The organism is Propioniciclava sp. MC1595 (genome assembly GCF_017569205.1).
Taxonomy (GTDB): domain Bacteria; phylum Actinomycetota; class Actinomycetes; order Propionibacteriales; family Propionibacteriaceae; genus Propioniciclava.
In genome coordinates, this window is record NZ_CP071870.1 from 2,693,469 (window position 1) to 2,712,633 (window position 19,165).

General features: G+C 72.2%; 14 protein-coding genes, 1 tRNA gene and 1 pseudogene. 4 read left to right on the forward strand and 12 right to left on the reverse strand.

Annotated elements, in window-relative coordinates:
- Positions 1-62 precede the first annotated feature (62 nt).
- Together purL and J4N02_RS13040 are read left to right on the forward strand one after the other, a co-directional pair.
- Positions 63-4,019, forward strand: coding sequence for a phosphoribosylformylglycinamidine synthase (gene purL / locus J4N02_RS13035; protein WP_188332952.1), 3,957 nt, complete (start codon positions 63-65; stop codon positions 4,017-4,019).
- A gap of 59 nt (positions 4,020-4,078) precedes the next feature.
- The gene (locus J4N02_RS13040; protein ID WP_188332953.1) at positions 4,079-5,038 is read left to right on the forward strand and encodes an AEC family transporter; all 960 of its coding nucleotides are present in this window, start codon (positions 4,079-4,081) and stop codon (positions 5,036-5,038) included.
- Positions 5,039-5,149: 111 nt separating this feature from the next.
- On the opposite strand, the pseudogene J4N02_RS17445 reads toward J4N02_RS13040, so the two are convergent.
- From J4N02_RS17445 to J4N02_RS13080, 8 genes and pseudogenes are all read right to left on the reverse strand, one after another.
- Positions 5,150-5,383: pseudogene (locus J4N02_RS17445) on the reverse strand (MFS transporter); the annotation flags it as partial.
- Between the two features lie 209 nt (positions 5,384-5,592).
- Positions 5,593-8,844 (reverse strand): carbamoyl-phosphate synthase large subunit, encoded by a 3,252-nt coding sequence (carB, locus tag J4N02_RS13050; protein WP_188332954.1) that lies wholly within the window; start codon positions 8,842-8,844, stop codon positions 5,593-5,595.
- A gap of 127 nt (positions 8,845-8,971) precedes the next feature.
- Positions 8,972-9,571: an aminoacyl-tRNA hydrolase gene (gene pth, locus J4N02_RS13055; RefSeq protein WP_188332955.1), complete on the reverse strand. Its 600-nt coding sequence runs from the start codon at positions 9,569-9,571 to the stop codon at positions 8,972-8,974.
- Between the two features lie 6 nt (positions 9,572-9,577).
- Positions 9,578-10,201 (reverse strand): 50S ribosomal protein L25/general stress protein Ctc, encoded by a 624-nt coding sequence (locus J4N02_RS13060; RefSeq protein ID WP_188332956.1) that lies wholly within the window; start codon positions 10,199-10,201, stop codon positions 9,578-9,580.
- A gap of 177 nt (positions 10,202-10,378) precedes the next feature.
- Positions 10,379-11,359 carry a ribose-phosphate diphosphokinase gene (locus J4N02_RS13065; protein ID WP_182815339.1) on the reverse strand — a complete coding sequence of 327 codons (981 nt, stop codon included), beginning with the start codon at positions 11,357-11,359 and terminating at the stop codon, positions 10,379-10,381.
- Positions 11,356-12,819 (reverse strand): bifunctional UDP-N-acetylglucosamine diphosphorylase/glucosamine-1-phosphate N-acetyltransferase GlmU, encoded by a 1,464-nt coding sequence (glmU, locus tag J4N02_RS13070; protein ID WP_188332957.1) that lies wholly within the window; start codon positions 12,817-12,819, stop codon positions 11,356-11,358. Before glmU ends, J4N02_RS13065 begins: the two co-directional genes overlap by 4 nt.
- A 71-nt stretch (positions 12,820-12,890) precedes the next feature.
- The gene (locus J4N02_RS13075) at positions 12,891-13,049 is read right to left on the reverse strand and encodes a hypothetical protein (protein WP_188332958.1); all 159 of its coding nucleotides are present in this window, start codon (positions 13,047-13,049) and stop codon (positions 12,891-12,893) included.
- 30 nt (positions 13,050-13,079) lie between these two features.
- Positions 13,080-13,158, reverse strand: a tRNA-Gln gene (locus tag J4N02_RS13080).
- Positions 13,159-13,302: 144 nt separating this feature from the next.
- Here J4N02_RS13080 and J4N02_RS13085 point away from each other — a divergent pair.
- The gene (locus J4N02_RS13085) at positions 13,303-13,944 is read left to right on the forward strand and encodes a TetR/AcrR family transcriptional regulator (RefSeq protein ID WP_182815568.1); all 642 of its coding nucleotides are present in this window, start codon (positions 13,303-13,305) and stop codon (positions 13,942-13,944) included.
- A 6-nt stretch (positions 13,945-13,950) separates the two neighbouring features.
- Here the strand turns inward: J4N02_RS13085 and J4N02_RS13090 are convergent, their stop codons facing one another.
- The 4 genes from J4N02_RS13090 to rsmI are packed head-to-tail and all read right to left on the reverse strand — an operon-like array spanning position 13,951 to position 17,464.
- Positions 13,951-14,883, reverse strand: coding sequence for a 4-(cytidine 5'-diphospho)-2-C-methyl-D-erythritol kinase (locus J4N02_RS13090; RefSeq protein WP_188332959.1), 933 nt, complete (start codon positions 14,881-14,883; stop codon positions 13,951-13,953).
- Positions 14,884-14,935: 52 nt separating this feature from the next.
- A complete protein-coding gene (gene rsmA / locus J4N02_RS13095; protein ID WP_188332960.1) occupies positions 14,936-15,793 on the reverse strand; it encodes a 16S rRNA (adenine(1518)-N(6)/adenine(1519)-N(6))-dimethyltransferase RsmA in 858 nt (285 codons plus the stop codon).
- Positions 15,786-16,628: a TatD family hydrolase gene (locus J4N02_RS13100; protein ID WP_188332961.1), complete on the reverse strand. Its 843-nt coding sequence runs from the start codon at positions 16,626-16,628 to the stop codon at positions 15,786-15,788. The genes rsmA and J4N02_RS13100 overlap by 8 nt, the downstream gene beginning before the upstream one ends.
- Complete coding sequence (gene rsmI / locus J4N02_RS13105) at positions 16,625-17,464, reverse strand: 16S rRNA (cytidine(1402)-2'-O)-methyltransferase (RefSeq protein WP_188332962.1); 840 nt, start codon at positions 17,462-17,464, stop codon at positions 16,625-16,627. Before rsmI ends, J4N02_RS13100 begins: the two co-directional genes overlap by 4 nt.
- On the opposite strand from rsmI, the gene J4N02_RS13110 reads away from it, so the two are divergent.
- Positions 17,430-19,064: a dolichyl-phosphate-mannose--protein mannosyltransferase gene (locus J4N02_RS13110; protein WP_188333016.1), complete on the forward strand. Its 1,635-nt coding sequence runs from the start codon at positions 17,430-17,432 to the stop codon at positions 19,062-19,064. The genes rsmI and J4N02_RS13110 overlap by 35 nt on opposite strands.
- The last annotated feature ends 101 nt before the right edge of the window (positions 19,065-19,165 follow it).

A 19,165-nucleotide genomic window follows, 5' to 3' on the forward strand; every position in this document is an offset into this window, starting at 1 on the left:
GCGGGCGGACGCCCCACCGGTAGCCTGTTCCCCGTCCCGCACCGTCACACCGGAGGCTTTCCATGGCGCCCGCTCCCGACCAGGTCGACACCACCGCCGCGTCGCACCACTACGACCTGATGGTGGTCCCCGGAGGATCGGCGCTCCCGGCCTTCCGCGCCACCTCCTTGGTCGCGCGACTGCAGGCCGTCGCCCCGCAGGTGACCGGCATCAGCGCCCGGTACGTGCACCTGGTCGCCTCCGACGAGGCGCTCTCCGACGCCGACGTCGAGACGCTCGCCCGCATCCTCGAGTACGGGCCCCCCGCCGACCCCGCGCCGGACGCCGGGGCCGCCACGGCGTCCATGGTCGTCGCCCCGCGCCTGGGCACGATCTCGCCGTGGGCGTCCAAGGCGACCGACATCGTGCACAACTGCGGCATCGACGTGCACCGCGTGGAGCGGGTCACCGAGTACACCCTCACGCTGGACGCCCCGCTCACCGGCGAGCAGGCCGAGGCCTGCGCCGCGATCCTGCACGACCGGATGACCGAGTCGGTCCTGGACAGCCGCGAGGCCGCCACCGAGGTCTTCGCCGAGAAGGACGCCGAGCCAATGGCCCACGTCGACGTGCTCGGCCACGGCCGCGAGGCCCTCGTCGAGGCCAACTCGGCCTTCGGCCTGGCCCTGTCCGAGGACGAGATCGACTACCTCGTCGACGCCTTCACCGGCCTGGACCGCAACCCCACCGACGTCGAGCTGATGATGTTCGCGCAGGCGAACTCCGAGCACTGCCGCCACAAGATCTTCAACGCCGACTTCGTCATCGACGGCGTCCCGCAGGACTCCTCGCTGTTCGGCATGATCCGGCACACCGAGCGCGTCGCGGGCGGGCTGGCGAACGGCACGATCGTCGCCTACAAGGACAACTCCTCGATCATGGCCGGCGGCCAGGCCACCCGGTTCGTGCCCGAGCCGGACGCCGCCTACGCGGCCCCCGCGCCGTATGCCGAGCGCCCGGGCGAGGTGCACGTGCTGATGAAGGTCGAGACCCACAACCACCCGACGGCGATCTCGCCGTTCCCGGGGGCGGCGACCGGCTCCGGCGGCGAGATCCGCGACGAGGGCGCGACCGGCCGCGGTTCGCAGCCCAAGGCGGGCCTGACCGGCTTCGTCGTGTCCAACCTCAACCTGCCCGGCACCGACGAGCCGTGGGAGGCCGAGCAGTACGGCGCCCCCGCGCACATCGCGTCCCCACTCGAGATCACGACCGACGCCCCCCTGGGCGCTGCGGCCTTCAACAACGAGTTCGGACGCCCCGGGCTCGGCGGGTTCTTCCGCGTCTACGAGCAGACGGTGGACGGCGTCCGCCGCGGCTACCACAAGCCGATCATGAGCGCCGGAGGCCTGGGCGCGATCAGCGCCGAGCAGACCGAGAAGGTCGTGTTCGGGGAGGGCTCGCTGCTGATCCAGCTGGGCGGGCCGGGCATGCGCATCGGCATGGGTGGCGGCGCCGCCAGCTCGATGGCGGCCGGCACCAACGCGGCCGAGCTCGACTTCGACTCGGTGCAGCGCGGCAACCCCGAGATGGAGCGGCGCGCGCAGGAGGTCATCAACGCGTGCTGGGCGCTCGGGGCCGACAACCCGATCCTGGCGATCCACGACGTGGGCGCGGGCGGCCTGTCGAACGCGTTCCCCGAGCTGGTCAACGACGCCGGCATGGGTGCCCGCTTCGACCTGGACGCGGTGCCACTGGAGGAGTCCGGGCTGGCGCCCAAGGAGGTCTGGTGCAACGAGAGCCAGGAGCGCTACGTGCTGGCGATCGCGCCCGAGTCGCTGGAGCGGTTCCGCGCCATCTGCGCGCGCGAGCGCGCCCCGTTCGCCGTGGTCGGGCGGGCGTTCGACGACGGTGAGCTCGTGGTGGCCGACGACGCGATCGACGCGGGCCCCGGTGACGACCCGGCCGTCGACATGCCGCTGTTCACCTTGCTCGGCAAGCCGCCGAGGATGACGCGCGACGTGACGCGGGTCGAGCGGTCGGCGCCCGCGCTGGACCTCGCCCGGTTCGACGACGCCGACGCCGTGCGCGAGGCCGCCTACGCCGTGCTGCGGCACCCGAGCGTGGCGTCCAAGCGCTTCCTGATCACGATCGGCGACCGCACGGTCGGCGGCCTGTCCCACCGCGACCAGATGGTCGGCCCGTGGCAGGTGCCGGTGGCCGACGTCGCGGTCACACTCACCGACCACATCGGCTTCGCCGGGCAGGCGATGAGTTCGGGCGAGCGCATGCCGCTCGCGTCCGTGGACGCCCCCGCCTCGGGCCGCATGGCCGTCGGCGAGGCGATCACCAACCTGCTCGCCGCCCCGATCACGCTCAACCGGGTCAAGCTGTCGGCGAACTGGATGGCCGCCTGCGGCGAACCCGGCGAGGACGCCGCCCTCTACGACACCGTGCGCGCGGTCGGCCTCGAGCTGTGTCCGGCGCTGGGCGTCAGCATCCCGGTCGGCAAGGACTCGTTGTCGATGCGCACCAAGTGGTCGGCCGACGGAGAGGACAAGCAGGTCACCTCCCCGGTGTCGCTGGTGGTCTCGGCGTTCGCGTCGCTGGCCGACGTCCGCGGCACCCTCACCCCGCAGGTGGGCGCCGACCAGGCGCTGCTGCTGGTCGACCTCGGCGCCGGCGCCGACCGCCTCGGCGGCTCGATGCTCGCCCAGGTCTCGGGCGAGTTCGGCGGCGAGGTCCCCGACCTCGACGACCCGTCCCGTCTCGTGGCGCTGGTGGACGCGGTGAACGCGCTGCGTTCGGCCGGGCTGGTTGCGGCCTACCACGACCGCTCCGACGGTGGCCTGTGGGCCGCGGCCGTCGAGATGGGCCTGGCCGGCGCAACCGGCCTGTCGCTGGACGTCTCCTCGGTGGCCGAGCTCTTCGCCGAGGAGCTGGGTGCGGTGCTGGCCGTGCCCACGGCGTCCCTGGACGACGCGCTGCTCGTGCTCGCCGAGCACGGGCTGGCCGACGTCACCGTGCCGGTCGGCTCGACCGCCGAGGGTCGGCGCGTGCGCGTCGCGATCGGCGGCGCCGACGTGCTGGACGAGTCGCTGCGCGACCTGGGCCAGGCATGGGACGAGGTCTCGTGGCGGATCGCCGCCCTGCGCGACAACCCGGAGTGCGCGGACGCCGAGCACGCGGGCTTCGCGTCCGACGACGACCCCGGCCTGCACGTGGAGACGACGTTCGACGTGCGCGAGGACGTCGCCGCCCCGTTCGTGAACACCGGCGCCCGGCCGAAGGTGGCGATCCTGCGCGAGCAGGGCGTGAACAGCCACGTCGAGACCGCGTTCGCGTTCGACCGCGCCGGTTTCGACGCGTGGGACGTCCACATGACCGACCTGCAGAGCGGCCGCTTCGACCTGGGCGACGCCGTCGGGCTCGTCGCGGTGGGCGGCTTCTCCTACGGCGACACGCTGGGGGCCGGTGAGGGCTGGGCGCGCTCGATCCTGTTCAACCCGGCGCTGACCGAGGCGTTCGGCGCGTTCTTCGCCCGCGAGGACACCTTCGGGCTGGGCATCTGCAACGGCTGCCAGATGTTCGGGGCGCTGGCCGACCTGATCCCGGGCGCCGAGGCGTGGCCGCTGTTCCGCCGCAACTCCTCCGAGCAGTTCGAGGCGCGCCTGTCGCTGGTCGAGGTGCTGGAGTCGCCGTCGATCTTCACCGGCGGCATGGCGGGCTCGCGCATCCCGATCGCGGTGTCGCACGGCGAGGGCCGCGCGGACTTCACCGCGCGCGGTGACGAGGGTGCCGTCCAGCGGGCGATGCGGTTCGTCGACCACCACGGCAACCCGACCGAGGCGTACCCGGCCAACCCGAACGGCTCGGTCGCCGGCCTCACCGCCGTCACCACGCCCGACGGCCGGTTCACCGCGATGATGCCCCACCCCGAGCGGGTGCTCCGCAACATCCAGATGAGCTGGACCAGCGGCTCCGCCGACGAGGCCAGCCCTTGGCTGCGGATGTTCCGCAATGCCCGCGCGCACGTGGGCTGACAGGGGCAACATCCGGCCACCCCGGGCGCGACCGGGGCGGGCGGGGATAGCGTCGAGGGGTGCTCGACATCCTGTCGGCGACCGTGCCGATCTTCCTCGTGGTGGGCCTGGGCTTCGTGACGACCCGGCTCGGGATGTTCGAGCGCTCCGACATGTCGGTGCTCGCCCGCTACGTGGTGAAGCTCGCGCTGCCGGTGCTGATCTTCGTCAACGTCGCCGGGCGGTCCCTTGGCGAGATCCTCAACCCGACGTACCTGCTCGCCTACGCCGTCGCGGCGATGGTGATGGTCGCGCTCGGGCTCGCATGGGCCGCGGCCCGCGGCGTCCGGGGCAGCGTGCGGGCGGCGACGATCGCGTTCGCGATGAGCGGCACCAACAACGGCTTCGTGGGGTTCCCGACGTTCCTGATCGTGATCCCGGCGTTCGCGGGGCTCGCCGTCGGCATGGACATGCTCGTCGACAACACCCTGATCATCCCGGTGGCGCTGGCCCTGTTCGAGGCGGTCTCCGGCGCCGCGACCAGCTGGGCGCGCCGCCTGCGCGACATCGTCGTGCGCGTGGTCACCCACCCGATGGTGATCGCGATCATCCTGGCCCTGCTCATGGACCCCCTCGGCATCACCCTGCCGCCCATGATCGACCGCTCGGTGAACCTCGTGGCCCAGTCGTCCTCGGCGGTGGCGCTGTTCTCGATCGGCGGCATGCTGGTCGGCCTGCGCCTGCGCGGCCAGCTGGCCGACCTCGCGGTGGCCGTCGGCGGCAAGCTCCTGGTGATGCCCGCGGTGATGCTCGGGCTCGTGCTCGCACTGCCCCTGCTCGGCCTGCCCGACCTCCCGCCCGAGCTCAAGGTGGCGGCGGTGCTCACCGGCGCCCTGCCCTCGATGTCGATCGTGGCCGCGGTGGCCGAGCAGCACGGCGACGGCGAGTTCGGCGCGGCGTCGATGATGCTCTCCACCGCGGTGTCGTTCCTCACGATGACCGGGTGGCTGCTCGCCATGGCCGGGTTCGGCTGGCTCTGACCGGCCGCGACGCCGCCGGCTTCCGTGCACGCCACTGGCGTTGCACCGCCGGCTCCGTGCGGGAACGCCAGCTGGGTGCGGGGCGGCCAGCGCGACGTCGAGGACATAGATCGCGCGACGCCCGTAGAAGTCCGACAGCTTGGCCCACAGCGGCGTGCTGATCATCTGCATGAGCACGTAGATGCTGAACAGCCACGGCAGTTGGCGCGGGGTCAGCCCGAACTCGGCCTGGATCGCCGGCATCGCCGGCCCGATGATGGCGATGTCGAGCGCCCCCATGAGCACGCCCACGAAGAGCACCCCGAGCACCCGATTGCGCTGCTTGTCGTCCACGTCGTCCTCCACTTACCAACCGGTCGGTAAGGAGAGCACTCCCGGACGCTCCGCCCCCTCAACAGCCGGGTGACGACGGCGTCGTGATCGAAATGGCCCCCGACCGAGCCGGCACCGACGCCGCACACGCTCACATCGTCATGCAGCCGATCGGGTCGGGGGCCGTTCCGATCAGCACCTCACCACAACCCGGTCCTCCCGGGGGTGGGCAACCCCGGGCGTCAGCCGATGGAGGCGTGCCACTCCTGCAGCGACTTCACGCCCTCGGCCCCCCGTCGGTGGGCGGCGATGCCGATGGCCGCCGCGTAGGCCTCGGAGGTGGTGGTGACGTACGGCACCCGAGCGCGGATGGCCGCCTTGCGGATGTAGGAGTCGTCGTACTCCGACGCGCGGCCGGCGGGGGTGTTGATGACGAGCTGCACCTGGCCGTCACGGATGGCGTCGGCCATGTGCGGCGAGCCCTCGTGCAGCTTGTTCACCGGCGTCGCCTCGATGCCGTGCTTCGCCAGGAACGCGACCGTGCCCGTGGTGCCCATCAGCGAGAACCCGTTGGCCACGAAGGTGCGCGCCGCGGTCAGCACGTTGGCGCCCGGCGAGCCATGACCGGAGTCGATGCGGTCACGCTCGGCGATCGACATCAGCACCGTGCCCTCGGTGGGCAACACGGTCTGGGTGGCCTCCTGGCTCTTGAAGAACGCCAGCCCGGGGTTGGACGCCAGGCCCAGCACCTCGCCGGTGGAGCGCATCTCGGGGCCGAGCAGCGGGTCGACCTCGGGGAACATGTTGAACGGGAACACCGATTCCTTGGCCCCGAAGAACGGCACGTTCCGCTTCTCGAGGTTCAGGGAGGCCAGCGACTCCCCCAGCATGAGCCGGGTCGCGAGCGAGGCCATGTTCACGTCGCAGACCTTCGACACCAGCGGTACCGTCCGCGAGGCGCGCGGGTTGGCCTCGAGCACGTACACGACCCCGTCGAGGATCGCGTACTGGATGTTCATCAGGCCGACCACGCCGAGCTCGATCGCGATGCGGCGGGTGTAGTCCTCGATGGTGGCGAGCTGGTCGTCGGGGATCGTCACGCTCGGCACCAGGCAGGCCGAGTCGCCGGAGTGGATGCCCGCGTACTCGATGTGCTCCATCACCGCGGGCACGAAGGCGTCGGTGCCGTCGCACACGGCGTCCGCCTCGCACTCGAGCGCGTTCTCGAGGAACCGGTCGACGAGGATCGGACGCTCCGGCGTGACGCCCTCGGCGGCATCCATGTAGCGGCGCAGGTTCTCGACGTCGTGGATGATCTCCATGCCGCGCCCGCCCAGCACGTAGCTCGGGCGCACGATGACCGGGTAGCCGATCTCGGACGCCACGGCCACGGCCTCGTCGGTGGTCACCGCCATGCCCGCGGCGGGCATCGGGATGCCGAGGCGGTCCATCATGGCGCGGAACTCGTCGCGGTCCTCGGCGAGGTCGATGGTGTCGGGCGAGGTGCCGATGATCGGGACGCCGGCCTCCTGGAGCGCGCGGGCGATGTTCAGCGGGGTCTGGCCGCCGAACTGGCACACGACACCCTCGGGCTTCTCGCGCTCGACGATGGCCAGGACGTCCTCGACGGTGAGCGGCTCGAAGTAGAGCTTGTCGGAGGTGTCGTAGTCGGTGGAGACGGTCTCGGGGTTGCAGTTGACCATGATCGTCTCGAAGCCGGCGTCGCGCAGCGTGTAGGCGGCGTGGACGCAGCAGTAGTCGAACTCGATGCCCTGGCCGATGCGGTTGGGTCCGCCGCCGAGCACCATCACCTTGCGGCGGTCGCTGACCGGCTTGGGGTCGGGCAGCGGGTTGGCGCGCTCGGGGGCATACGTCGAGAAGTAGTACTCCGCGCCCTCGACGCCCGACACGGGCACGGCCTCGTAGCGGTGCACGATGCCCTCGGCGACGCGGCGGGCGCGCAGGTCGGCCTCGGGCACGCCGAGGATCTGCGCGAGGTAGGCGTCGCCGTGGCCGGCCTCCTTGGCGCGCCGGAGCAGGTCGGCGGGCAGCCCGGCGAGGTCGCCCGCGTAGCCCTCGATCTCGGTCTCGACGGCCAGGATCTCGGCCATCTGCTCGACGAACCAGGCCTTGATGTGGGTGAGCTCGACCAGCTCGTCGACCGACACCCCGGCCCGCAGGGCCTCGTACATCAGGTACTGGCGGTCGCTCGACGGCTGGGCGAGGCGGCGCAGCAGCTCGTCGCGACCGAGGGTCCGGAAGTCGGAGGCGTTGCCGAGCCCGAGGCGTCCGTTCTCCAGCCCACGGATGGCCTTGCCGAAGGCCTCCTTGTAGTCCTTGCCGATGCTCATGACCTCGCCGACGGCGCGCATCTGCGTGCCCAGCTTGTCGACCGCGCCGGGGAACTTCTCGAACGCCCAGCGCGCGAACTTGGCCACGACGTAGTCGCCGTCGGGGGTGTACTTGTCGAGGGTACCGTCGCGCCAGTACGGGATCTCGTCGAGCGTCAGGCCGGCGGCCAGCAGCGTCGACACCATGGCGATCGGCAGGCCGGTGGCCTTGGACGCCAGCGCGCTCGACCGCGACGTGCGCGGGTTGATCTCGATGACGACCACGCGCCCGGTCCTCGGGTTGTGCGCCAGCTGCACGTTGGTGCCGCCGATGACGCCGATCTCGCTCACGATCTTGTGGGCGATGCGCTGCAGCTCGTCCTGCAGTTCCTGGGCGATGGTGATCATCGGGGCGTTGCAGTAGGAGTCGCCGGTGTGGACGCCCACGGCATCCACGTTCTCGATGAAGCAGACGCTGATCATCTGGTTCTTGGCGTCGCGGATGACCTCGACCTCGAGCTCCTCCCAGCCGAGGATCGACTCCTCGACCAGGACCTGCGTGATCGGCGAGGCCTGCAGGCCGCGGTGCGCGATGGTGCGCATCTCGTCGTCGGAGTGCACGAACCCGCCGCCCGTGCCGCCCATCGTGTAGGCGGGGCGGACGACCATCGGGTAGCCGACCTCGGCGGCGAAGGCGAGGGCGTCCCCGACCGTGCCGACGGTCTGGGAGCGCGGCATGTCGACGCCGATCTCGGCCATGGTGCGCTTGAACGTCTCGCGGTCCTCGCCGCGCTCGATGACGTCCTGGGTGATGCCGATCATCTGGACGTCGTTGGCCTCCAGGATGCCCGCGCGGTCGAGCGCGGTGGAGAGGTTGAGGCCCGTCTGGCCGCCCAGATTGGGCAGCAGCGCGTCGGGCTTGCTCTGCTTGATGATCGCCTCGAGCGTGGGCACGTTGAGCGGCTCGATGTAGGTCTCGTCGGCCATGACCGGGTCGGTCATGATCGTGGCCGGGTTGCTGTTGACCAGGGCCACCTCATAGCCGAGGTTCCGCAGGGCCTTGCACGCCTGGGTGCCGGAGTAGTCGAACTCACACGCCTGCCCGATGACGATGGGGCCGGAGCCAATGATGAGGACCTTGTTGATGTCTTCGCGCTTGGGCATCCGTACTCCATCCGTGCTGCAGGCGACCGTCGACCACCCTAACCCGTCGGCCCCCTCCGGCGCGGCGCTGTCCGGACGCCGACCGCGCGGACGCCCACCCGGCGAGCCGGCGGAGCGGCCGCGAGCCTCAGGAGTTGAAGCGGTTCTGCGCCGAGGTCAGGCCCTCGACCAGCAGCGCCTCGACCGCGTCGGCGACACGGGAGATCTCGACGGCGTAGTCCTCGCGGAGGGACGCCGGGATGGGGCGCAGCACGAAGTCGGCGGCGTCCTGGCGGCCGGGCGGGCGGCCGATGCCGAAGCGGGCCCGGAAGAAGTCTCCCGTGCCCAGGTGGGAGCGCATCGAGCGCAGCCCGTTGTGGCCGTTGTCGCCGCCGCCGAACTTCAGCCGCAGCTGGCCGAAGTCGAGGTCGAGCTCGTCGTGGACCGCCACGACGTGGTCGGGGTCGATCTTGAAGAAGGCGCACGCCTTGGCCACGGCGGCGCCCGACTCGTTCATGAAGGTGCGCGGCTTGAGCAGCACGACGCGTTGCGCGTCGGCGCCCACGCCGCCGAAGCCGGACGCGGCCACGCGCGTCTCGCACACGTCACCACGCATCCCGCGCGGTGCCGTGAACGGGGTGCGCGCCCGCGCGGCCAACTCGTCGGCGACCATGAAGCCGACGTTGTGCCGCGTGGACGCGTAGGTCGGGCCCGGGTTCCCGAGCCCGACCACGAGCCATGCAGCCAAGGTGGACTACTCCGCCTCGTCCTCGGCGGCTTCCTCGGCGGGGGCCTCGCCGGCGTCGCCCTCGAGGGACGCCTCCAGGGCCTCCTCCGTGATCGGGGCGGCGACGGAGAGGATCAGGTCCTCGGGCTCGCCCGGGAAGACCGCACCCTCGGGCAGGTTCAGGTCGCCGGCGGTGATCTGCTGGCCGACCTCGAGCGCCGAGACCTCGATCTCGATCTGCGCGGGGATGTTGGTGGCCTCGGCCTCGAGGGTGATGGTCTGCTGGTCCATCGTCACGATGCCCTCCTTGACCTCACCGAGGATGACGAGCGGCACCTCGACGGTGACCTTCTCGCCCTTCCTCACGATGAGCAGGTCGACGTGCTCGAGGAAGCCCTTGAGCGGGTCGCGCTGCACCTGCTTGGGCAGGGCGAGCTGGGCCTTGCCGCCGTCGATCGTGATCGACAGCAGGGCGTTGGCGGCGCGCAGCGCGAGCAGCGACTCGTGGCCCGGGAGGGCGATGTGGACGGGGTCGGTGCCGTGGCCGTAGATGACCGCGGGGACCTTGCCCTCGCGGCGCAGGCGGCGCGAGGCACCCTTGCCGAACTCGGTGCGCGAGTCGGCGGCGAGCTTGATCTCGTTGGACGACATGTGGTTCTCCTCAACCTTGCATTTGGTGTCGGGCTGGGCAAGGGAGTCACACTCACACTCGTCGATCACGGGCTCACGGCCCCTCGCCAAGCAACCCGACCACCTTACCGGACGCCTCGGCGTCCGGCCGAATCGACCGGACACGCGTACCTCGTCGCAGGCTTCCGCCCGGGCCGGCTACAGGTGCGCGCCGTCGAAGAGGCTGGTGACCGAGCCGTCCTCGAAGATCTGCCGGATCGCCTCGGCGATCAGCGGGGCGATCGACAGCACGGTCAGCTTCGGGATGTTGAGGTCGTCGCTGATCGGCAGGGTGTTGGTGACGATGATCTCCTCGAACGCCGACTCGTTGAGCCGCTTGGCGGCCGGGCCCGACAGGATCGGGTGGGTGGCGGCGGCGATGACCTTGGCCGCTCCGTGGTCCTTCAGCGTCTGGGCCGCCGCGCAGATCGTGCCCGCCGTGTCGATCATGTCGTCGACCAGCAGGCAGACCCGGCCCTCGACGTCACCGACGACCTCGCCCACGGCCACCTCGTTGGCCTTGTTCGGGTCGCGGCGCTTGTGGATGATCGCCAGTGGGGCGCCGAGCTTGTCGGTCCACGCGTCGGCGAGGCGCACGCGGCCGGCGTCCGGCGACACGACCGTGAGGTTCTCGAGCGGGTACTTCTCCTGGATGTACTCCAGCAGCACCGGCAGGCCGATGAGGTGGTCGACGGGGCCGTCGAAGAAGCCCTGGATCTGGGAGGCGTGCAGGTCGATCGACATCAGGCGGTCGGCGCCGGCGGTCTTGTACAGGTCGGCGATCAGGCGGGCCGAGATCGGCTCGCGGCCGGCGTGCTTCTTGTCCTGGCGACCGTAGGGGTAGAACGGCGAGACGACGGTGATCCGCTTGGCGGAGGCGCGCTTGAGGGCGTCCACCATGATCAGCTGCTCCATCAGCCACTCGTTGACGGGCGCGCAGTGGGACTGCAGCACGAAGGCGTCCGCGCCGCGCACCGACTCCTCGAAGCGCACGTAGATCTCGGAGTTCGCGTACGTGAGGGCTCGCGTGGGCACCAGTTCGACCCCGATGAGCGACGCCACCTCTTCGGCGAGCTCGGGGAACGCGCGCCCCGAGGCGAGGATGAGGTGCTTCTCCGACTGGCGCTTGATCCCCGTCACGGCAGGTGCGTCCCTTCGTTGTTCTCGCTCGCGTCTGTCGCGGCCTGGTGAGTCTTCGTCCCGGCTCGTCGCGACGCCACCCAGCCCGGGATATTACGCTGCCGTCCCCGGGCGATGGCCAGTTCACCCGGCCCCACCGCGTCCGTGAGCGCGGAACCGGCGGCAACATACGCGCCGTCGCCGACCGTGACCGGGGCCACGAGCACCGAGTTCGACCCGACGAAGCTCTCCCGGCCGACCACCGTGCGGTGCTTGGCGACCCCGTCGTAGTTGGCGACGATGACGCCCGCCCCGATGGTGGTGCCCTCGCCCACCTCGGCGTCCCCGACGTAGGAGAGGTGGGACGCCTTGGCCCCCGGCCCGAATTGGGCGTTCTTGGTCTCGACGAAGGTGCCGATCTTGCCGCCGGCGCCCAGCTCGGTGCCCGGCCGCAGGTAGGCGTACGGGCCGACGGACGCCCCGGCCCCGATCGTCGCAAGGACCACGTGGCTGCGCACCACCGTGGCGTCGGCGCCGACCTCCACGTCGAGCAGGGTCGTGTCGGGGCCGATCGTGGCGCCGCTGGCCACCGAGGTCGCCCCCTCGAGGCTGGTGCCCGGCAGGATCGTCACGTCGGACCCGAGGTCAACGGTGTCGTGCAGCCAGGTGGTGTCGGGGTCGACGATCGTGACGCCGGCCCGCTGCCACTTCTCGACGAGGCGGCGGTTGTACTCCTTGTTCAGGATGGCCAGCTGGACGCGGTCGTTGACGCCCTCGGTCTGCCAGCGGTCCGCAAGCACCATGGAGTGCACGCTGAGGCCGCGCCCGCGGGCGAACTTCACGACGTCGGTCAGGTAGAGCTCGCCCTGCGCGTTGTCGGTGGTGAGGGACGCCAGCCCCTCGCGCAGGACGTCGGCGTCGAAGACGTAGATGCCCGCGTTGATCTCGGCGATCCCGGCCTGCTCGGGGGTGCAGTCCTTCTGCTCGACGATCGCGGCGACCTGGTCGCCGTCGTCGTCGCGGACGATGCGGCCGTAGCCGGTGGGGTCGTCGAGCACGGCCGTCAGGAGCGTGACGGCGTCGCCGTGGCGGCGGTGGGTCTCGACGAGTTCGAGGAGGGTCTCCCCCGTCAGCAGGGGGACGTCGCCGTAGGTCACGACGACCTCACCCCGCACGTCGGCGAGCGGGGCCAGGCCGCAGCGCACGGCGTCCCCCGTGCCGTTCTGGCTCTCCTGCACCGCCGTGACGACGTGGGGCGCGATCTCGGTGAGGTGCTCCTCGACCTGTTCCCGCTGGTGGCCGACGACCACGACCAGGTTCTGCGGGGTGAGCGCGTCGGCTGCGCTGATCGCGTGGCTCAGCATAGAGCGCCCGGCGACCTGGTGGAGGAGCTTGGACGTCTTCGACTTCATCCGTGTGCCGGCGCCGGCCGCGAGCACGACCACCCCCGCCACGCCACGCCCCTGTGCCTGATCGCTCATCGCCCGCTCTCCTGATGGGTTGGTGCAACGCCCGTCATCCTAGCGAGAGTCACCCCACCCCGCGTGACCCGTCAGGGGACGGGCGTGAGGCCGACCGGCCAGGCGGACCGGCCGCCGGGCAGGCCGAGCAGCGGGCGGAGCAGGCGCTCGACCGGGCGCTGCAGGTAGCGGACACCGGCGTGGTCGCTCGGCCCCAGGCGCGGGACGAGCAGCGCCCGCGTCCCGGCCATGCGTCCCCCTCCAGCACCGTCGACGTGCAGCACCCCGGGAAGGAGTCGAACCTTCGTCGCTAGTCCTGATTCAAAGTCAGGCGGGCCCTGCCGACAGACCAACCGGGGTTCGGACGCCGTGGGCGTCCGGCTGCCCAGTCTAGGCCACGGGACGCCGGCCGGCCCATTGGCGCGTTTCGCCCGCACGCGAGAGACTGGGTCGGTGACCTCCGCCAACACCTCCACCGCGCGTGCCCGCCGCGGGCGCGTGCGGATGACGCGCGCCGAGCGCCGCGAGCAGCTGATCGAGGTCGCCCGCGGGCTCTTCGCCGACAAGGGGCTCGACGGCACGAGCGTGGAGGAGATCGCCGCCCGCGCCGAGGTCAGCAAGCCGGTGGTGTACGAGCACTTCGGCGGCAAGGAGGGCCTCTACGACGTCGTCGTCGACCGCGAGGTGCGCCGTCTGCACGACGCGATCTACGCCGCGATCAGCCGGCCCCACACCGACCCGCGCTCGCTGATCGAGCTCGGCACGCTGGCCCTGCTCGACTACATCGAGGAGGAGCCGGACGGGTTCCGCATCATCAGCCGCGACTCCTCGCCCTACTCGCAGGGCGGCACCTTCCAGACGATCCTGTCCAGCATCGCCAGCCGGGTCGAAGGCCTGCTGGCCGCGCAGTTCCAGCGCCGCGGCTTCGACCCGGGCACCGCCCCCCTGTACTCGCAGATGCTGGTCGGGCTGGTCGCGCTGGCCGGCCAGTGGTGGGTGGAGTCCCGCGAGGAGACGACGCTGACCAAGCCGCAGGTCGCCGCCCACCTGGTGAACCTGACCTGGCACGGCATGCAGCGGCTCCACCCGCAGCCGAGCCTCCGCGTGGTCGAGGCGCCCCCCGAGGCGGGCGGCTTCGAGATCTGAGCCCGCTCAGGCGACCTGGCGCGCCCCCGGCACCGGCCCCGAGGCGCGGCGCACCTGGCGGCACAGCCCGAGGCCGGACAGCACCCCGGCCAGCCGCACGGCGGAGTCCTCGTTCGCGGCCAGGAAGGCGCACGTGGGGCCCGAGCCCGACACGATCCCGGCCAGAGCACCGGCGTCACGGCCGGCGTCCAGCAGTTCGGCCAGGTGCGGACGCAGGGAGACGGCGGCGGGTTCCAGGTCGTTGACGAGGTTCTCCGCCACGCGGCGGACGTCCCCGGAGGCGAGCCCCTCGAGCAGGCCGGGCGGGACCGGCGGCGGGGCCGGGTCGGCGTCGGGGTTCATCTCGTCGAAGCGCCGGAACACCGCCGGGGTCGACAGCTCGACATCGGGAAGCGCGAGCACCCAGTGGTAGCCCCCGCGGCTCAGCACCGGCACGAGGTCGTCGCCGCGGCCGTGGCCCAGCGCGGTCGAGCCGAGCAGGCAGAACGGCACGTCGGCGCCCAGTTCGGCGCCGAGCTCGCGCATCTCGTCGGGGTTGATGTCGATGCCCCACAGCGCCGCGCAGGCGACCAGCGCCGCCGCCGCGTTCGCCGACCCGCCGGCCATGCCGCCCGTGACGGGGATCGTCTTGCGGATCCGCAGGTCGACGCCGTAGCGCGCCTCGCCGCCGTGCCGGTCGGCCAGCAGCCGGGCCGCCCGCACCGCGAGGTTGGAGTCGTCGGCCGGCACGAGGTGGGCTTGGTCGCCGGCGATCCGGATGCCGTACCGCCCCGGCGCGGCCGGGTGGGCACCGAGCTCGTCGAAGATCGACAGGGCCTGGAACACGGTCGCGAGGGGGTGGTAGCCGACCTCCCGCACGGCGCCCACGCGCAGGGCGAGGTTGACCTTCCCGGGTGCCCGCACCCGGACCTGGTCCGTCATCGCCTGGCTCGCGCTCATGCGCCCCTGTCTACCAGCCGGACGCCGCGCGCGAAAGGCTCGCACCCGGGGCTCAGGCCCGGGCCCGGTCCAGCTGCTCGGCGATGCGTGCGAAGGCCGCCACGTCGATGACCTCGCCGCGCGCCTGCGGGTCGACGCCGGCCGCCTCGAGGGCCTCGGACGCCGCCGCGGACGAGCCGAACAGCCCGGCCAGCGCGCCGCGCAGCATCTTGCGCCGCTGGGCGAAGGCCGCGTCGACGACGGCGAACACCTGCTGCCGCGTGGCGGTGGTCGCCGGCGGTTCGCGCCGGGTCATCCGCACCAGCCCGGAGTCCACGTTGGGCACCGGCCAGAAGACCTTGGGGGGCACGGTCCCGACGCGCGCGGCGTCCGCGTACCAGGCGAGCTTCACGCTCGGCACGCCGTAGACCTTGCTGCCCGGCGGCGCGACGAGCCGGTCGGCGACCTCGAGCTGCACCATGACCAGCCCGGTGCGGATCGAGTCCCACCGCGCGAGCACGTGCAGCAGCACCGGCACGCTCACGTTGTAGGGCAGGTTCGCCACCACCGCGGTCGGCTGCGGGCCGGGCAGGTCCGTGACGTCGAGCGCATCGGCCTCGGTGACCGTCAGCCGTTCGGACGCCGCGGGCAGGCGCTCGGCGACCGTGCGGGGCAGCCGCCGGGCCAGGCTCGACTCGATCTCGACGACGTGGACGTGCGCGGCCCGCTCGAGCAGCCCCAGGGTCAGCGAGCCCAGGCCGGGCCCGATCTCGAGCACGACGTCGTCGGGCGTGATCCCGGACGCCGCCACGATGCGGCGCACCGTGTTGGCGTCGTGCACGAAGTTCTGCCCGCGCTGCTTGGTGGGCCGAAGGTCGAGTTCGGCCGCGAGCTCGCGGATCGTGCGCGGGTCGAGGAGCGCGTCAGCCATGGGTCCCTCCCCAGTCGCCGAACAGGGCAGTCGCGTTGGCGTCGAGGACGGCCGCGAGGTCGTCCACGTCCTCACCGCGCAGGTCGGCGAGGAACCGCACCGTGTGCGGGAGCAGGTAGCTGGCGTTCGGACGCCCCCGCACCGGCACCGGCGTCAGGTAGGGGGCGTCGGTCTCGGCGAGGATGCGGTCGCGCGGGGTGATCCGGGCCGCCTCGCGCAGCGCCTCGTTGGCCTTGAACGTCACCGTGCCCGGGAAGGACAGCCACGCCCCGTGCGCCAGGCAGGCCCGCGCGTGGTCGGCGTCGCCGGAGAAGCAGTGCATCTGGACGCGCTCGGGCCACCCCTCGGCGGCCAGCACGTCGAGGACCTCGGCGTGCGCGTCCCGGTCGTGGATGACCAGGGCCAGGTCGTGCTCCTTGGCCCAGCCGATGTGCGCGGCGAAGGCGTCGCGCTGCCGGGCGCGGCCCGCCTCGTCCTCGATCCAGTGGAAGTCCAGGCCCGTCTCCCCCACCCCGCGGATCCGGTCGGTGGTGCCGAGCAGGGCCTCGATGCCGCGCAGGGCCTCGTCGAGGTCGTCGCCCAGTTGGGCGGCGTCCGTCGGGTGGATCGCCACGGTCGCGACCACCCCCGCGAACGCCTCCGCCGCGGCCACGGCCGCCTGTGAGCTCGCCACGTCGTAGCCGACGTCCACCAGGCGCCGGACGCCGACGGCTGCGGCCCGCGCCACCGCGTCGGCGGCAGCCAGGCCGGTCTTGCGCTCGGTGGTGCCGAGGTGGGTGTGGGCGTCGGTGGTGGGCGTGCCCAGCGGCTCGGGGGCCGGGGCCGGCTCGCTCATCGGGGCTCCTTCCGGGCGGCCAGGGCCGCCTCGTACAGCTCGTTCTTGGCCAGCCCGGACGCCGAGGCCACCTCGGCGACCGCGCTCTTGAACCGCTCGCCCGCCTCAACCCGGGCGAGGACCTCGGCGACGGCGTCCTCGACGCTGCCCGCCGGGCCGGTGGCGCCGGCCACCACGACGGTGATCTCACCGCGCACCTCGCCGGTGGCCCACTGGGCGAGCTCGGCGAGGGTGCCGCGCACGACCTCCTCGTAGGTCTTGGTGAGCTCGCGGCAGACGGCGGCCGGGCGCTCCTCCCCGAGGGCGTCGCGCGCGTCGGCGAGGAAGTCGGCCAGACGGTGGGGGGCCTCGAAGAACACCATCGTGCGCTCCTCCCGGGCCAGGGCGGCCAGCGCCCGGGAGCGCTCGCCCGCCTTGCGGGAGACGAAGCCCTCGAAGCAGAACCGGTCGGTCGGCAGCCCCGAGACGGCCAGGGCGGTCAGCACGGCCGACGGCCCCGGGACGGCGGTGACGCGGATCCCCTCGGCGATCGCGGCCTGCACCACGCGGAAGCCGGGGTCGGAGACCGACGGCATCCCGGCGTCGGTGGCCACGACCACCCGCTCACCCGCGCGGAGGGCGTCCATGAGCACCCCGACGCGGGAGGCCTCGTTGCCGTCGAAGTAGGACACGACCCGCGCCGTGGTCTCGACGCCGAGCCGGCGGCAGAGGTCGCGGAGGCGTCGGGTGTCCTCGGCGGCGATGACGTCGGCCTCCACCAGCGCCGCCACCATGGCCGGGCTGGCGTCGGCGACGTCGCCGATGGGCGTGGCGGCCAGCACGAGCACTCCTGTCACCCGCCCAGTATGGCGTGGCTACCATGGCCGGGTGACGACCGCCGTGCCCATCACCCTCGACCGGCTGCGCGACGGCGTCCGCGAGCACTGGGCGCTGAGCTGGGCGGTCACGCTCGTGATCGGGCTGCTGGCCTTCGCCGTGCGCCTGGTCGGGGTCGACCAGCCCGACAGGATCATGTTCGACGAGACCTACTACGCCAAGGACGCGTGGTCGCTCCTGCAGCACGGCTACGAGGGCGAGTGGGTCGGCGGCGGCGACGTCGTCAACCCGCAGGTGGCCGCCGGCGACGTCTCCGCCCTGACGGCGAAGGGGTCGTTCATCGCCCATCCCCCGGTCGGCAAGTGGCTGATCGCGACCGGTGAGTGGGCGTTCGGCATGAACCCCTTCGGCTGGCGCATCGCCGCGGTGGTGTTCGGCGCCCTCCTGGTGGTCGCCACGATCCGCCTGGCGCACCGGCTGTCGCGCTCGCTCATGGTCGGCGCCATGGCCGGCATCATGCTCACCTTCGACGGCCTCGCCTTCACGATGAGTCGCATCGCGCTGCTCGACATCTTCCAGGCCACCTTCCTGGTGGCCGGGGTGGCCGCCCTCGTCGCCGACCGGGACCACCACCGCCACCGGCTCGCCGATGCGATGGAGGCGCGCGGGCTGACCTCGCTGGGCGGCAGCTTCGGTCCCCTGCTCTGGTGGCGGCCCTGGCGCTGGACGGCGGGCGTCCTGTTCGGCCTGGCCGTCGCGACGAAGTGGAACTCGCTCTACGTGGTCGCCGTGTTCGGCGTCCTCACGGTGCTGTGGGACGTCGGCGCGCGCCGGCTCGCGGGGGCCGGGTTCCGGTCCTGGACCGCGCTGCTGCGCGAGGGGATCCCGGCGTTCGTGTCGATCGTCGTCACGGCGTTCGTCGTCTACGTCGCCTCGTGGGCCGGCTGGCTGTCGACGTCGGGCGGCTGGGGCCGCGACTGGGGCTCGAAGAACCCCGACCACCCGTGGGTGGGCGCCTTCGGCGAGGGCCTCGCCTCGCTGCTGAAGTACCACCAGGACATCTTCAACTTCCACACCGGCGGCTACATCAAGGAGCAGACGCACCCCTACGACGCCCACCCCGCCGGCTGGCTGCTCATGCTGCGGCCCATCAGCCTCGACGCGACCAGCGGCATCGAGAACGGCACCGACGGGTGCGTCTCGGCCGACACCTGCGTCCGCGTGGTCACGGGCATGGGCAACCCGGTGCTGTGGTGGCTGGCCGCCGCCGCGCTCCTGCTCGGCCTGATCTGGTGGCTGGCCGGGCGCGACTGGCGCTTCGGCGTCCCGGTGCTCGCCGCGCTGGCCACCTACCTGCCCTGGTTCGCCTCGGCCGACCGCCCGGTGTTCTTCTTCTACGCCATCACGATCATCCCGTTCACCACGATCGGGCTCGCCCTGGCCCTCGGCCTGGTGATCGGGCAGGCCCGCGGGCCCGGGCGTCGCGTCGGCGCCATCATCGCGGGCCTCGCCGTGGGCATGGTCGTGGCCTGCTTCGCCTGGCTCTACCCGGTGCTGAGCTACCAGTTGATCACCAACGACGAGTGGCTCGCGCGCATGGCGCTGCGCTCGTGGATCTGAGCGCGACGCGCGGTGACGCAATCGTGATCCTCCTGCACTGAATCGTGACCTGATCGGCGCCGGGCCGCGACCACCCCGGGGCTAGGGTGATCGAACCTGAT

Coding starts and splice junctions, on each gene's coding strand:
- J4N02_RS13060 (WP_188332956.1), bottom strand. CDS start 10,201: ATGTCGTCCAACGAGATCAAGCTCGCCGCCGACTCGCGCACCGAGTTC.
- J4N02_RS13110 (WP_188333016.1), top strand. CDS start 17,430: ATGGGCGTGGCGGCCAGCACGAGCACTCCTGTCACCCGCCCAGTATGG.
- glmU (WP_188332957.1), bottom strand. CDS start 12,819: ATGAGCGATCAGGCACAGGGGCGTGGCGTGGCGGGGGTGGTCGTGCTC.
- purL (WP_188332952.1), top strand. CDS start 63: ATGGCGCCCGCTCCCGACCAGGTCGACACCACCGCCGCGTCGCACCAC.
- J4N02_RS13090 (WP_188332959.1), bottom strand. CDS start 14,883: ATGAGCGCGAGCCAGGCGATGACGGACCAGGTCCGGGTGCGGGCACCC.
- J4N02_RS13100 (WP_188332961.1), bottom strand. CDS start 16,628: ATGAGCGAGCCGGCCCCGGCCCCCGAGCCGCTGGGCACGCCCACCACC.
- J4N02_RS13075 (WP_188332958.1), bottom strand. CDS start 13,049: ATGGCCGGGACGCGGGCGCTGCTCGTCCCGCGCCTGGGGCCGAGCGAC.
- carB (WP_188332954.1), bottom strand. CDS start 8,844: ATGCCCAAGCGCGAAGACATCAACAAGGTCCTCATCATTGGCTCCGGC.
- J4N02_RS13085 (WP_182815568.1), top strand. CDS start 13,303: ATGACGCGCGCCGAGCGCCGCGAGCAGCTGATCGAGGTCGCCCGCGGG.
- rsmA (WP_188332960.1), bottom strand. CDS start 15,793: ATGGCTGACGCGCTCCTCGACCCGCGCACGATCCGCGAGCTCGCGGCC.